Origin of the sequence: Pelomonas sp. KK5 (assembly GCF_001984095.1) — a bacterium.
Taxonomy (GTDB): Bacteria; Pseudomonadota; Gammaproteobacteria; order Burkholderiales; family Burkholderiaceae_C; genus KK5.
In genome coordinates, this window is sequence record NZ_LYVQ01000037.1 from 24382 (window position 1) to 36811 (window position 12430).

12 protein-coding genes are annotated in these 12430 nt (G+C 68.5%); 6 read left to right on the forward strand and 6 right to left on the reverse strand.

Features of this window, described 5'->3' with window-relative positions; all coding sequences use genetic code 11:
- Window positions 1-101: 101 nt before the first annotated feature.
- The 3 genes from gatC to gatB are packed head-to-tail and all read left to right on the forward strand — an operon-like array spanning window position 102 to window position 3346.
- On the forward strand, window positions 102-401 hold the full coding sequence (gene gatC, locus B0W88_RS07990; protein ID WP_077034130.1) for an Asp-tRNA(Asn)/Glu-tRNA(Gln) amidotransferase subunit GatC: 300 nt from the start codon (window positions 102-104) through the stop codon (window positions 399-401).
- On the forward strand, window positions 398-1888 hold the full coding sequence (gatA, locus tag B0W88_RS07995; protein WP_077034131.1) for an Asp-tRNA(Asn)/Glu-tRNA(Gln) amidotransferase subunit GatA: 1491 nt from the start codon (window positions 398-400) through the stop codon (window positions 1886-1888). Before gatC ends, gatA begins: the two co-directional genes overlap by 4 nt.
- 3 nt (window positions 1889-1891) lie before the next feature.
- Complete coding sequence (gene gatB / locus B0W88_RS08000; RefSeq protein ID WP_077034132.1) at window positions 1892-3346, forward strand: Asp-tRNA(Asn)/Glu-tRNA(Gln) amidotransferase subunit GatB; 1455 nt, start codon at window positions 1892-1894, stop codon at window positions 3344-3346.
- A gap of 1 nt (window position 3347) precedes the next feature.
- Here the strand turns inward: gatB and B0W88_RS08005 are convergent, their stop codons facing one another.
- From B0W88_RS08005 to B0W88_RS08015, 3 genes are all read right to left on the reverse strand, one after another.
- On the reverse strand, window positions 3348-4007 hold the full coding sequence (locus tag B0W88_RS08005; protein WP_077034133.1) for a hypothetical protein: 660 nt from the start codon (window positions 4005-4007) through the stop codon (window positions 3348-3350).
- Between the two features lie 29 nt (window positions 4008-4036).
- Window positions 4037-4726: an orotate phosphoribosyltransferase gene (gene pyrE, locus B0W88_RS08010; protein WP_077034134.1), complete on the reverse strand. Its 690-nt coding sequence runs from the start codon at window positions 4724-4726 to the stop codon at window positions 4037-4039.
- A gap of 81 nt (window positions 4727-4807) precedes the next feature.
- Window positions 4808-7015 carry a TonB-dependent receptor gene (locus B0W88_RS08015; protein WP_077034135.1) on the reverse strand — a complete coding sequence of 736 codons (2208 nt, stop codon included), beginning with the start codon at window positions 7013-7015 and terminating at the stop codon, window positions 4808-4810.
- A 152-nt stretch (window positions 7016-7167) separates the two neighbouring features.
- Between B0W88_RS08015 and B0W88_RS08020 the strand changes: the two genes are divergently transcribed.
- Complete coding sequence (locus tag B0W88_RS08020) at window positions 7168-7950, forward strand: exodeoxyribonuclease III (RefSeq protein WP_077034136.1); 783 nt, start codon at window positions 7168-7170, stop codon at window positions 7948-7950.
- On the opposite strand, the gene B0W88_RS08025 is transcribed toward B0W88_RS08020, so the two are convergent.
- Window positions 7932-8633 carry a TetR/AcrR family transcriptional regulator gene (locus B0W88_RS08025; RefSeq protein ID WP_083748642.1) on the reverse strand — a complete coding sequence of 234 codons (702 nt, stop codon included), beginning with the start codon at window positions 8631-8633 and terminating at the stop codon, window positions 7932-7934. The two genes, B0W88_RS08020 and B0W88_RS08025, sit on opposite strands and share 19 nt — an antisense overlap.
- A gap of 85 nt (window positions 8634-8718) precedes the next feature.
- Between B0W88_RS08025 and B0W88_RS08030 the strand changes: the two genes are divergently transcribed.
- Window positions 8719-9537 (forward strand): sterol desaturase family protein, encoded by an 819-nt coding sequence (locus B0W88_RS08030; protein WP_077034137.1) that lies wholly within the window; start codon window positions 8719-8721, stop codon window positions 9535-9537.
- Here the strand turns inward: B0W88_RS08030 and B0W88_RS08035 are convergent.
- Both B0W88_RS08035 and B0W88_RS08040 read right to left on the reverse strand, forming a co-directional pair.
- Window positions 9497-10627, reverse strand: a complete 1131-nt coding sequence (locus tag B0W88_RS08035; protein WP_077034138.1) for an HD-GYP domain-containing protein — start codon at window positions 10625-10627, stop codon at window positions 9497-9499. The two genes, B0W88_RS08030 and B0W88_RS08035, sit on opposite strands and share 41 nt — an antisense overlap.
- A gap of 112 nt (window positions 10628-10739) precedes the next feature.
- The gene (locus B0W88_RS08040; RefSeq protein ID WP_077034139.1) at window positions 10740-11588 is read right to left on the reverse strand and encodes an oxidoreductase; all 849 of its coding nucleotides are present in this window, start codon (window positions 11586-11588) and stop codon (window positions 10740-10742) included.
- Window positions 11589-11715: 127 nt separating this feature from the next.
- On the opposite strand from B0W88_RS08040, the gene B0W88_RS08045 reads away from it, so the two are divergent.
- The coding region (locus B0W88_RS08045) for a LysR family transcriptional regulator (protein ID WP_077034140.1) at window positions 11716-12430 on the forward strand (715 nt) is incomplete at its 3' end.

The window sequence follows — 12430 nt, forward strand, 5'->3', positions numbered from 1 at the left end:
CCATTTGCCCGCCGGCGCGCGCCCTTTTCGACGCGGTTTGCGACGAGGTTTGCGTCCAGAAACGCTGCCGCCGCGGGCACCCTTCCGGACCCGGTTTTCGCATGGCCCTTACCCCACAAGACGTGAGTCGCATCGCCCACCTGGCGAGGCTGGAACTGCAGCCCGCCGAGAGCGCCAAGCTGCTGACCGAACTGAACGATTTCTTCTCGATCGTCGAGCAGATGAACGCCGTGGACACCAGCGGCGTGGAGCCCCTGTACACGCCGCTTTCCGCCGTGCACGAGGTGGCCCTGCGGCTGCGCGAGGACGCGGTCAGCGAGAGCGACCAGCGCACGCTGAACCAGCGCAGCGCTCCCGCAGTCGAAGACGGTCTGTTCCTGGTTCCCAAGGTCATCGAATGAGCAAGTCCCTGCACGAATTTGGCGTGGCCGAACTGGGCCGCGCCCTGGCGGACAAAGCCGTCTCCAGCGCCGAAATCACGCAACACCTTCTTGCACGTGTTACCGCCCACGAGTCGCTGGGCAGCTTCCTGCACGTGGATGCCGAGCAGTCGCTGGCCGCGGCCCGCGCTGCCGACGCACGCCGCGCCGCCGGCGAGTCGGGCGCCCTGCTGGGCGTGCCGCTGGCACACAAGGACATCTACGTCACCAAGGACATGCCCACCACCGCGGGCTCGAAGATCCTCGGCGGCTACCTGAGCCCCTTCAACGCCACGGTGCTGCAGAAGCTGTTCGACGCGGGCACGGTCTCTCTCGGCAAGCTGAACTGCGACGAGTTCGCGATGGGCTCGGCCAACGAGAACTCGGCCTACAAGCCGGTCAACAACCCCTGGGATGCCGGCCGCGTGCCGGGCGGCTCCTCGGGCGGCTCGGCCGCCGCGGTGGCCGCCCGCCTGGTGCCCGCCTCCACCGGCACCGACACCGGCGGCTCGATCCGCCAGCCGGCCTCCTTCACCGGCATCACCGGCATCAAGCCGACCTACGGCGTGTGCTCCCGCTACGGCATGATCGCCTTCGCCTCCAGCCTGGACCAGGCCGGCCCGATGGCCCGCTCGGCCGAGGACTGCGCGCTGCTGCTGTCGGCGATGAGCGGTTTCGACGAGCGCGACGCCACCAGCGTCCAGCAGCCTCCGCAGGACTTCCATGCGCAGATGCTGGCCGCCCGCGAGGGCGCCACGGCCACGCAGCCGCTGAAGGGCCTGCGCATCGGCCTGCCCAAGGAGTTCTTCCCCGAGGGTCTGGCGAGCGACGTGAACACCGCCGTGCGCGCCGGCCTGGCCGAGCTGGAGAAGCTCGGCGCCACGCTGGTGGACGTGAGCCTGCCGCGCACCCAGCTGGCGATCCCCGTCTACTACATCATCGCCCCGGCCGAGGCCAGCTCGAACCTCAGCCGCTTCGACGGCGTCAAGTTCGGCCACCGCGCCGCCCAGTACGACGACCTGCTGGACATGTACAAGAAGACCCGCGCCGAAGGCTTCGGCGACGAGGTCAAACGCCGGATCATGATCGGCAGCTACGTGCTCAGCGAGGGCTACTACGACGCCTACTACCTGCAGGCGCAGAAGCTGCGCCGCATGATCGCCGACGACTTCCAGCGCTGCTTCCAGCAGTGCGACCTGATCGCCGGCCCGGTGGCGCCGACCGTCGCCTGGAAGCACGGCCAGGGCAAGAACGACCCGACCCAGGCCTACCTGGCCGACATCTTCACGCTGCCCGGCTCGCTGGCCGGCCTGCCCGGCATGAGCGTGCCGGTGGGCTTCGGTGAGAGCGGCATGCCCGTCGGCCTGCAGTTGCTGGGCAACTACTTCAAGGAGGGTCAGCTCTTGCATGCGGCGCACGCGCTGCAGCAGGCGACCGATTGGCACCGTGCCGCTCCGTCCGGATATTGAGTTATGTCGACTACAGCACCCAAACTGATTCGCGGCTACGAAGTGGTGATCGGCCTGGAGAACCACGTCCAGCTCTCCACCGTCTCCAAGATCTTCTCCGGCTCGTCCACCGCCTTCGGTGCCGAGCCGAACACGCAGGCCTCGCCGGTGGACCTGGCGCTGCCCGGCACGTTGCCGGTCTTGAACCGCGGCGCCGTCGAGCGGGCGATCCGCTTCGGCCTGTCGGTCGGCGCCAAGATCGCGCCGCTGTCGATCTTCGCCCGCAAGAACTACTTCTATCCGGACCTGCCCAAGGGCTACCAGATCAGCCAGTACGAGATCCCGGTGGTGCAGGGCGGCAAGCTGGACTTCTTCGTCGGGGACAGGAAGCACACGGTCAACCTGACCCGCGCCCACCTCGAGGAAGACGCGGGCAAGAGCCTGCACGAGGACTATCACGGCCAGTCGGGCATCGACCTGAACCGCGCCGGCACGCCGCTCTTGGAGATCGTCTCCGAGCCCGACATGCGCTCAGGCGCCGAGGCCGCCGAATACGCCAGGACGCTGCACGCGCTGGTGATGTGGCTGGGCATCTGCGACGGCAATATGCAGGAAGGCTCGTTCCGCTGCGACGTCAACGTGTCCGTGCGCAAGCCCGGCGAGCCCTACGGCACGCGCCGCGAGATCAAGAACCTGAACAGCTTCAAGTACCTGCTGCAGGCGGTGGACTTCGAGGTCAACTGGCAGATCGACGAGATCGAGGACGGCCGCAAGATCCAGCAGGCCACGGTGCTCTTCAACCCCGACACCGGCGAGACCCGCGCGATGCGCAGCAAGGAAGACGCGGCCGACTACCGCTACTTCCCCGATCCCGACCTGCCGCCGCTGGTCATCGCGCCCGAGTGGGTGGAGCGGGTCAAGGGCGAGATGCCCGAGCTGCCGGCGGTGATGGCCGCCCGCTTCGAGAGCGCCGACGGCCTGCCCGCCTACGACGCCACGATGATGACCCAGAGCCTGGCCACCGCCCGCTACTACGAGGCGGCGCGTGACGCCTGCCAGGCGCCCAAGCTCGTCGCCAACTGGGTGATGGGCGAGATCTCGCGCCGGCTGAACGCCGAGGAGAAGGGCATCGAGGACGCGCCGGTCAAGCCCGCCACGCTGGCCACGCTGATCGCCCGCATCCAGGACGGCACGATCTCCAACAACTCGGCCCGCCAGGTGTTCGAGGCCCTGTGGACCCAGGGCGGCGAGGTCGACGCGATCATCGAAGCCAAGGACCTGAAGCAATCCAACGACACCGGCGAGCTGGAACGCATCCTCGACGAGGTGCTGGCCGCGAACCCGAAGTCGGTGGAGGAATTCCGCGCCGGCAAGGACAAGGCCTTCAATGCGCTGGTCGGCCAGGCGATGAAGGCGACCAAGGGCAAGGCCAACCCGGCCGCGGTGAACGAGCTGCTGAAGAAGAAGCTCGCAGGCTGAGTTACTGGACGGCGGTGGGCCAGGGCAGGCTGCCCGGCGGCGCCCCGCCCCAGAGCTTCTTCAGGTGCGCCAGCTCCGCGTCGTAGCGGCTGTTGATGCGCACCAGCTCGGCCTTCTGGTTCTCGATCAGCTGTTGCTGGGCCTCGACGCCGGCGTCGTTGGCGTCGAGCTGCTGCTTGAGCTTGGCCGGCAGCGGCTTGCCCTTGTAGAACTCGGCCTCGTCCAGCATCGGCTTGCGCTCCAGCGCGAGGTCCTTGATGCGGCGCTCGGAGATGCGCATGGCCTTCTCGGCGTCGTCCACCGCGGACTGCCGCGCGCGGCGATGCGCGGCCTCGCTCGGGAAACGCTGCATCAGGTTGCGGTCACGCCGCACCGCGTCCTGCTGGGCGGCACGCTCGGCGGCCAGCTTGCGGTCGCGGATCTCCTGGGCGGCCCGTTCGTCGGGCGAGAGGAAGGGCGGCAGCACGGAGCGCAGCGAGCCGTCCGGATTCAGCACCCGCTGCTCGCGCGAGGAACATTCACCAATCGGGCGGTCGCTGGTGAGCTTGCGGCCGTCGGCCGTCGTGCAGGTGTAGATCGCACCCTTGCCGTTCTCGCCGGCCTGGGCCAGCGCGTCACCGGCAGCCAGCAGGCCGCACAGCAGCAGGAACGAATGCTTCATCGCAACGACGACGCCAACGGGATAACGCATCAGACTCCGTAACGGTCTCGGTAAGCCTGCACCGCAGCACGCGAACCGGCGATATCCGCACCGTCGCCCACCGCCTCCAGATACTGCAGCAAGTCCGCCAGGCCGGCAATTGCGCTCACCGGCAGTTGCAACTGCTGCTTGACGTACTGCACGGCGGACCACGGCATGTCCACGCCGTCCTGCGCCGCCTTTTCCTGGCGGTCCAGGGCAATCGACACGCCACAGGGCGTGGCGCCGGCCGCCTGGATCATTGCGATCGATTCGCGCACCGAGGTGCCGGCGGAAATCACGTCGTCGATGATCAGCACCCGGCCCTGCACCTTGGCGCCGACCAGCGTGCCGCCCTCGCCGTGGTCCTTGGCTTCCTTGCGGTTGTAGGCGAAGGGCTTGTTGTGGCCCAGCCGCGCCAGCTCGATCGACACCGCCGCGGCCAGCGTGATGCCCTTGTAGGCCGGGCCGAAGATCATGTCGAACTGCAGGCCGTCGGCAAGCAGCCGCTGGGCGTAGAACTGCGCCAGCTTCATCAGCTTGGCGCCGTCGTCGAACAGGCCGGCGTTGAAGAAGTACGGGCTCATGCGGCCCGCCTTGGTCTTGAACTCGCCGAAGCGCAGCACGCCCGCCTCGACGGCGAAGGCAACGAATTGCTGGGCCAGCGGATCGGGGATGGCGGGGGAGACGGCGGCGTTCATGGCGGATTCAGGCGATGGAATCCGGCATTGTAGAGGCCGCCGCAGGCCCGGTCCCCAGGGGAAACCGGGCCCTGAAGGGCGTCAGAACAGGGCCTTGAACTGCAGGCCGTAGGTGCGCGGGTCGTTGATGAAGCCGGTCAGGTTGTTGAAGTCGATCTCGCCGGTGTTCACGATCTTGTTGGTCAGGTTGCGCACATAGGCGGCCACCTCGTACTTGCCGTTGTGCCAGATGTAGCCGCCGCGCAGGCCGCCCTCGGTCAGCGCCTTGCCCGTTTCCTCGACCGACTTGTACAGCGTGAACTGCACCGAGCTGCGATAGGTCCAGTCCGTGTAGACGTAGATCTCGCTGCCATCCGCCAGCGGGACGCCGTAGCGCAGGTTGAAGTTGCCCACGTACTTGGGCGCATTCGGCAGGCGGTTCCCATTCACGTAGAAGCCGCCGCCGGCCGCTGCCGGGTTGAGCATGGTGCAGCCGTTGCCGCAGCCGCCCACCGTCAGGCTCGGATCCTTGATCTTCGTGTCGTTGATCGAGCCCGAGAGGTGGACCATCAGGTTGTCGATGGGCAGCAGGTCCAGGTTGATCTCCAGGCCGCGGCCGGTGGCCTTCTTGGCGCTCTTGACGCTGTTGCTGTTGGAACCTCCGCCGACTTCCGTCAGTTGCAGATCCTTGACGTCATAGCTGAATACGTCAGCGGACAGGCGAGCGCGACGATTCCAGAAGTCGCCCTTGATGCCGAACTCATACGAGGTCAAGGTTTCAGGCGTGGCCAGCGTCATCGGGCCGAAGGTGCTGGCCGGCAGGATGGCGGACGCACGGAAGCCGGTGCCGACCTTGGCGTAGACGCTGGTGTTCTTGTCGATCGAGTAGACCGCCGAGGCGTCCCAGGTCCACTTGCTGTCCTTGGTGCTGGCGCTCAGCCCGTTGGCGCTGTTGAGCGCTTCGCCCGCGACGGCTGGCCAATAGGAGTTCAGCGAACGCTTGTCTTCGGTGTAGCGCAGGCCGCCGCCGAGCTTCAGGTCGTTCGTGACCTGGAAGGTCAGCGCACCGAACAGGGCGTAGGCACGGTTGCTCTGGTTCGTGTCATAGCTCAGGGGAACGGGGCTGGGCGGGAACGGCTGGTAGTCGACGGTCTCCCAGCGGTAGCGCTCGTCGAAGGCGAAGATGCCCGCCTGCCATTTCAAGGCGCCCTCGCCCTTGGACTCCAGGCGCACCTCCTGGGTCAGCTGGCGGTGGCCGTGCAGCGCATCGGAAGTCTCGGCCGAGAACGGGATGAAGCCGGGGCCGGAGACCGGCGTGAACTGATTGCCGTAGCCGCCGTCCACATCGCCGCGCGAGTAGGGCTGGACCGTCTCGATGCCGGTGATCGAGTAGATGTCGAAGGTGGCGAGGGACCACTTGAGGCGGGCACTGCCGCCGGTCGCGGTGATCTTCTGCGTGTTCATGCCGTCGAAATACGCGGTCTTGGGATCGAAGCCGTCCACGAGATCATTCGTCCCGGGCTTGATGATGTTGGCCCGGAACAGGCGCGGGCTGCCTTCCAGATCGCGATGGTGGATGTTGAACAGCGCGCTGAAGTCCGTCGTCTTGTAGAGGGCCTGGATGCGCACGGCCTTGTCGGTATAGCCCTCGGTCTTGGCCGTCAGGGTGACGGGCGCGGTGTTCGTCACCCAGTTGCCGCGGTGCTGGTCCTGCGCGGAGATGCGCACGGCCCAGTCGCCCGTCATGGGCACGTTGGCAGCGCCTTCCAGCGTGTAGCTGTTGAAGTTGCCGACGCCGACGCTGACGTAGCCGTCCTGCTTCTGCGACGGAGCCACCGAGTCGAACTTCACCACGCCCGCCGGCGTGTTGCGGCCGAACAGCGTGCCCTGCGGGCCGGCGATCACTTCCACCGCCTTCACGTCGAAGACCGGGAAGCCCTTCAGGATCGGGTTCTCCTGGACCACGTCGTCGTAGACCAGCGAGACCGGCTGCGAGGCGTTCAAGTGGAAGTCCGTATTGCCATAGCCGCGGATGTAGAAGCGCGGGAAAGCGCGGCCGAACGAGGACTCGATATTCAGGCTCGGCAGCCGGCCCGAGAGCATGCGCACGTCCTGCCCGCTGGCGTTGAGGGCATCGAAGGCATCGCCGGAGATCGTCGAGACGGCGGCTGGCACGTCCTTGATGTCCTCGACGCGGCGCTGCGCCGTGACGGTGACCGTATCGAGCTGGCTCTTGTCCTGCTGCTGCGCCAGTGCCGGCCAGGCGGCCAGGGCCAGCGCAATGGCGAAAGGCAATTGTTGCTGCTTCATGCGTTCCACTCCACGTGAATTGACCAAGCGAAGCGTGTAGCAACAAGCAGGCCACAGTCGATGACAAGGCCCTTTCGCGTTGTCGGCTGTTGCGCGGCCGCCGCGCGGCACGCTCAGGCGATACTGCGCGCCCTGCTTTTCCATTGCCTCCCATGCGCTTCATAACGGCCAACCTCAACGGCATCCGCTCCGCCTCCACCAAGGGCTTCTTCGACTGGCTGCCGCAGCAGCAGGCCGACGCCGTCGGCGTCCAGGAGGTCAAGGCCCAGCACATCGACGTGGACGGCAAGTTCTGCACGCACGAGAAGCTCAAGGGCCACTTCCACTACGCCCAGAAGAAGGGTTACTCCGGCGTCGGTCTCTACACGAAGGAAGAGGCCAGCGACCTGATCACCGGCATCGGCGTCGAGGAGTTCGACAACGAGGGCCGCTGGATCGAGAAGCGCTTCGACAAGCCCGGCCGCAAGCTCTCGCTGATCAGCTGCTACTTCCCCAGCGGCTCCAGCGGCCCGGAGCGCCAGGAGGCCAAGTTCCGCTTCCTCGCCGAGATGTACCCGCGCCTGCTGGAGCTGAAGGCCGAACGCGAGTTCATCCTGGTGGCCGACGTCAACATCGCCCACAAGGAAATCGACCTGAAGAACTGGAAGGGCAACCTGAAGAACTCGGGCTTCCTGCCGGAAGAGCGCGCCTGGCTGACCCGGCTCTTCGACGAGGCCGGCCTGGTCGACGTGTTCCGCACGCTCAACGACAAGCCCGAGCAGTACACCTGGTGGAGCAACCGCGGCCAGGCTTACGCGAAGAACGTGGGCTGGCGGCTGGACTACCACCTGGCCACCCCCGGCCTGGCGGCGCTGGCCAAGCGCGAACACATCTACACCGAGAAGAAGTTCAGCGACCACGCGCCGCTGACGATCGACTACGACTTCAAGCTGTGACCCTGTAGCGCTGCTGAGTCCAGCGAGGCCAGCAGCGACTCGACGCCCAGCTCGAAAGTGCGGTCCCATTCCGCCGGCTTGAAGTAGCGCGAGGCCGCCACCAGGTGCGGGCACTCGCGGGCGATGAACTCGTCGCTGACCGGCTCCACTGCCGAGGGGCCGCGCGCATAGCCCGCGGTCTCGTCCAGCCCGGCGCCGATCAGGTAGTAGCCCAGCGTGCGGAAGTGGCGCGCCGCCAGCTCGCGGTCCGGCACCACGGCTTCGACCGCGCGCAGGATGCCCTCGATGAAGCGCACGCCGGTCTCGGTGTTCAGCCGGTGCAGCGCCACCAGCGGGAACAGCGCCGGGAAGCGGTGCGCCATCGCCCGGTAGGCGTGCATCAGCGCGCGCAGCCGCGGAAGCGGCGCCAGCGTCTCGGGCGGCCACTCGAAGGAGGCGATGGCATGGTCCACCAGCGCGTCCATCAGCTGCGCGCGGCCGGCGAAGTGGTGGTAGATGCTCATCGCCTCGCAGCCCAGGCGCTCGCCGAGCTTGCGCGTGGAGAAGCCCGCCAGGCCCTCGGCCTGCACCAGCTCCAGCGCGGCGGCCATGATGCGCTCCCGGCTCAGCCCGGCCTGCGCCGGCGCCTTGCCGCCCTGCCGGCCGGAGGGGCCGCGCCGCCTCGATTCCCTTGTCGTCGCCATGGTGACTTTACGGTGTAAGGTTTTCGTCCAACAATCGACTTACAGCGTAAGACTACCTCATTGCCCACCGTCAAGGAGCGTTCTTATGGAGACCATCGACCTCGTCGGCCTGGCCGTGCCGGGCCTGTACTTCACGATGCTGGCGGTGGAGGCGCGCTGGCCGGCGCGCCGCTTCCCGCCGCGGCGCGGCTGGCGCTGGCTGGGCATCGGCTGCCTGCTGCTGATCGCCGCCGTGGGCGCCGTCACGCCGCTGCTGCTGCCGCTGGACTGGCTGGCCGCGCACCGCTGGCTCGACGGCAGCGCGCTGGGCGTGGCGGGCGGCACCCTGCTCGGCTGGGTCGTGCTTTCGGCCCTGAGCTATGCCTACCACCGCGCCTGCCACCGTTCGCCGCTGCTGTGGCGGCTGCTGCACCAGATGCACCACAGCCCGCAGCGGGTGGACCTGTCCGGCGCGGCGCTGTTCCACCCGCTGGAGATGCTGGCGCAGACGCTGATCCAGCTCTTCGTCACCGTGATCGTGCTGGGGCTGGACCCGCTGGCGGCGGCGCTGGTCGGCGTGGTGGCGGCCTTCTACGGCATGTTCCAGCACTGGAACGTGCGCACGCCACGCTGGCTCGGCTACCTGATCCAGCGCCCCGAGGCGCACTGCGAGCATCACCGCATGGGCGTGCATGCGCTGAACTACGCCGACCTGCCCTGGTGGGATCTCATCGCCGGCAGCTTTGCCAATCCGGAGCGCTTCGAGGGCGAGTGCGGCTTCGAGCCGCCGGCAGACCGGCGCCTGGGCGCCATGCTGGCCTGGCAGGACGTCAACGACCCGCTCTACGGCCGGGCCAGCCGCGGTGCGGCGATGACGGCAAGCGTCATCCCGCCGCGATCAGCCCCACGATCGCTTCGTCGCTGAGCCGCATCGGCATCGAGCGGGCCGACAGCAGCGCCACCACGGCATGCTCCTGGCGGGCGCTGTCCCGCATCACCGGCTTCAGCCGCGGTTCGCCCTGCGCGTTGGTCAGCGCGGCGACGATCGGCAGGTGGGCCTTCTCGCCGTTGCGCACCACCAGGCCCTGCTCGCCCGAGGCCAGCCGCACCAGGCTGCCCGGCGGAAAGATGCCGAAGGCCTTGATCAGCGCCGCCGCCAGCGGGCTCGAGTCGGCCACCTGGTGCAGCTCGCGGCCGGCCTGGGCCGCGCTCATCGCCGGGCGCGTGGCGCGGCCGGACAGGCGGGCGGTGTAGATGTCGGCGAAGCGCAGCATCTCGGCCAGGTCGCTGATGTCGCTGCGGCCGCGCGGGTAGCCGGAGCCGTCCGGCAGCTCGTGGTGCGTCGCGACGGCGTCGAGCCAGTCCTGGTCATCGATGCCGGCCTCGGCCAGCATGTCCGCGCTCTTGACCGGGTGCTCGTGGATGGTCTCGCGCTGCAGCGCCGTCAGCGGCGAGATCTGGTGCGCCAGCCGCGCCTGCAGCTCCAGCATCGAGATGTTCATCGTCAGCGCGGCCTGGAAGGCGCGGCGCTGGGAGGTCGGATCCCAGCCGAGGTAGCGCGCCGCCGCCAGGCAGGCGGTGGCGGCATGGATCGAGTGGCTGACGCCGTAGTGCGCGTCCTCGGCCTGGCGTACCACCTGCGACAGCGCCACCTCCGGCGCGTCGTCGATCAGCGAGAGCAGCAGGCCGGTCGCGCCCCGCAGCGCCTCGGCCATCTGGGCCGAAGGGGCCGCCAGCGCGCGGCGCGCGTCGTAGGCGGAGCGTTCCCAGTCGGCCGACAGGCGGGCCACGCGGCGCTCGGCTTCGTCAGCGCGGGACGAGGACTGGACCGCGTTGGCCAGCTCGTCGATCTCCACCACCGCGCCGCGCCGGAACAGCGATTCCAGCTGTTCCTCGTCGGCGATCACCTGGCCGCGGGCGAGCAGCAGCAGATGGCTCGCATCGCGCACGCTGAAGGGCAGCGGCGCGCCGAGCACGATGCGGTTCTTGACGGAGGAGAGGGTACAGACGCGCATGGGGATGCGTCGCACTGTACTTGATCGTTACATGTGCTAACGCCCAGGTTCAACTGACGCGCTGGTGAATTGTTCACCTGGCAAGACCTGGCCCCGCGCGCATGCCCCGGCCCTAGGCCGCGTCGAAGCCGGTGGCGCGGCCCACCGCCTCCCAGGCGGCGAGGTCCTTCAGCAGCTGCTCGGCATGGCCGCGCACCGCGTCGACCGAGTCCGCGCCGAGCTGCAGCCGCAGCGGCGTCACCTCGGCCTCCAGCGCCTGGACGACCGCCGGCGGGATGCGCGCCGGATCGCCCGGCTGGTTGCCATGCATGCCGCGGGCGAACTCGCGGGTGCCGCCGACGATGTCGCGGTAGGCGGCCATCTCCGGCATCTGGCGCAGCGCGTCGGTGGTGGCGAACTCGGTGCGGAACGAACCCGGCTCCACCACCAGCACCTTGATGCCGAAGGCCGCCACCTCCAGCGCCAGCGCCTCGGACAGGCCTTCCAGCGCGAACTTGCTGGCCGAGTAGGCGCCGAAGCCGCCATAGGACATCTGCCCGCCCATGCTGGAGATGTTGACGATGGCGCCCGAGCGCTGCTCGCGCATCGCCGGCAGCACCGCCTGGATGGCGGCGAAGGCGCCGAAGAAGTTGGTGTCCATCTGCGCGCGCAGCTCGGCCTCGGGCGTCTCCTCGACGGCGCCGACCGTGCCGTAGCCGGCGTTGTTGACCAGCACGTCGATGCGGCCGAAATGAGCCAGCGCGGCGGCGACGGCGGCCTGCGCATCGCCCTCGCGGGTGACGTCCAGCTTCAGCGCCAGCACGCGATCCGGCGCCTCGGCCACCAGCGCGTCCAGCTTGGCCGGCGTGCGGGCGGTGGCGACGACGCGGTCGCCGCGCTGCAGCGCATGGCGCGCGAAGGCCATGCCGAAACCGGACGAGGCGCCGGTGATGAACCAGGTCTTGGTGGTGGTCGTTTCCATGGTGGGTGCTCCGCTTGAAAGAAGGGTTAGGAAGTTCGGTGAGGCAACTCTAGGCGGTCTCATTACTGAAATAAACTGGTCCCACTCGAATGCCTTGTGCGATCTCATTCATGAATGGAGTCTCGCCATGCGTGAGCTGCTGCCCCACCTGCCGATCGTCGTGACCGTGGCCCGGCTGTCCAGCTTCGCCGCCGCGGCCAGCCAGCTGGGCATGAGCGCCAGCGCGGTGAGCCACGCGGTCAAGACCGTCGAGAACCGGCTCGGCCAGCCGCTGTTTGCCCGCACCACGCGCAGCGTCTCGCTGACCGAGGCCGGGCGCGAGCTGCTGCCGCGGCTGCAGGCGGCGCTGGACGAGATGGGCGCGGCGCTCGAATCGCTCAGCGCGCAGCGCGGCGAGGTCGGCGGCCTGCTGCGCATCAACGCACCACGCATCGCGCAGAGCCTGGCGCTGACGCCGATCCTGGCGGCGCTGGCCGGGCGGCATCCGAAGCTGAGCGTGGAGGTGCATGCGGACGACGCCTTCGTGGATATCGTGGCCGGCGGCTTCGACGCCGGCATCCGCCTGGGCGACGCCGTGCAGCAGGACATGGTCAGCGTGCGCCTGACGCCGCCGCTGCAGGTGGTGCTGGTGGCGACGCCGGCCTACCTGAAGGCGCGCGGCATGCCGAAGATGCTGGCCGACCTGGCCGGCCACAACTGCATCGGCTACCGGCTGCGCGGCTCGGGCAGCCTGTTCGACTGGGAGCTGGCCGATGCGGCCGGGCAGCGCATCGCCGTGCGCACCACAGGCACGGCGGTGATCACGGACGCCACCTATGCCCGCGAACTGGCGCTGTCGGGGC

Bases quoted from the DNA above. Each gene is read 5' to 3' on its own strand.
- B0W88_RS08035 (WP_077034138.1), bottom strand. From the start codon at position 10,627: ATGCGCGTCTGTACCCTCTCCTCCGTCAAGAACCGCATCGTGCTCGGC.
- B0W88_RS08025 (WP_083748642.1), bottom strand. From the start codon at position 8,633: ATGGCGACGACAAGGGAATCGAGGCGGCGCGGCCCCTCCGGCCGGCAG.
- gatA (WP_077034131.1), top strand. From the start codon at position 398: ATGAGCAAGTCCCTGCACGAATTTGGCGTGGCCGAACTGGGCCGCGCC.
- B0W88_RS08015 (WP_077034135.1), bottom strand. From the start codon at position 7,015: ATGAAGCAGCAACAATTGCCTTTCGCCATTGCGCTGGCCCTGGCCGCC.
- pyrE (WP_077034134.1), bottom strand. From the start codon at position 4,726: ATGAACGCCGCCGTCTCCCCCGCCATCCCCGATCCGCTGGCCCAGCAA.
- B0W88_RS08020 (WP_077034136.1), top strand. From the start codon at position 7,168: ATGCGCTTCATAACGGCCAACCTCAACGGCATCCGCTCCGCCTCCACC.
- B0W88_RS08040 (WP_077034139.1), bottom strand. From the start codon at position 11,588: ATGGAAACGACCACCACCAAGACCTGGTTCATCACCGGCGCCTCGTCC.
- B0W88_RS08030 (WP_077034137.1), top strand. From the start codon at position 8,719: ATGGAGACCATCGACCTCGTCGGCCTGGCCGTGCCGGGCCTGTACTTC.
- gatB (WP_077034132.1), top strand. From the start codon at position 1,892: ATGTCGACTACAGCACCCAAACTGATTCGCGGCTACGAAGTGGTGATC.
- B0W88_RS08005 (WP_077034133.1), bottom strand. From the start codon at position 4,007: ATGAAGCATTCGTTCCTGCTGCTGTGCGGCCTGCTGGCTGCCGGTGAC.
- gatC (WP_077034130.1), top strand. From the start codon at position 102: ATGGCCCTTACCCCACAAGACGTGAGTCGCATCGCCCACCTGGCGAGG.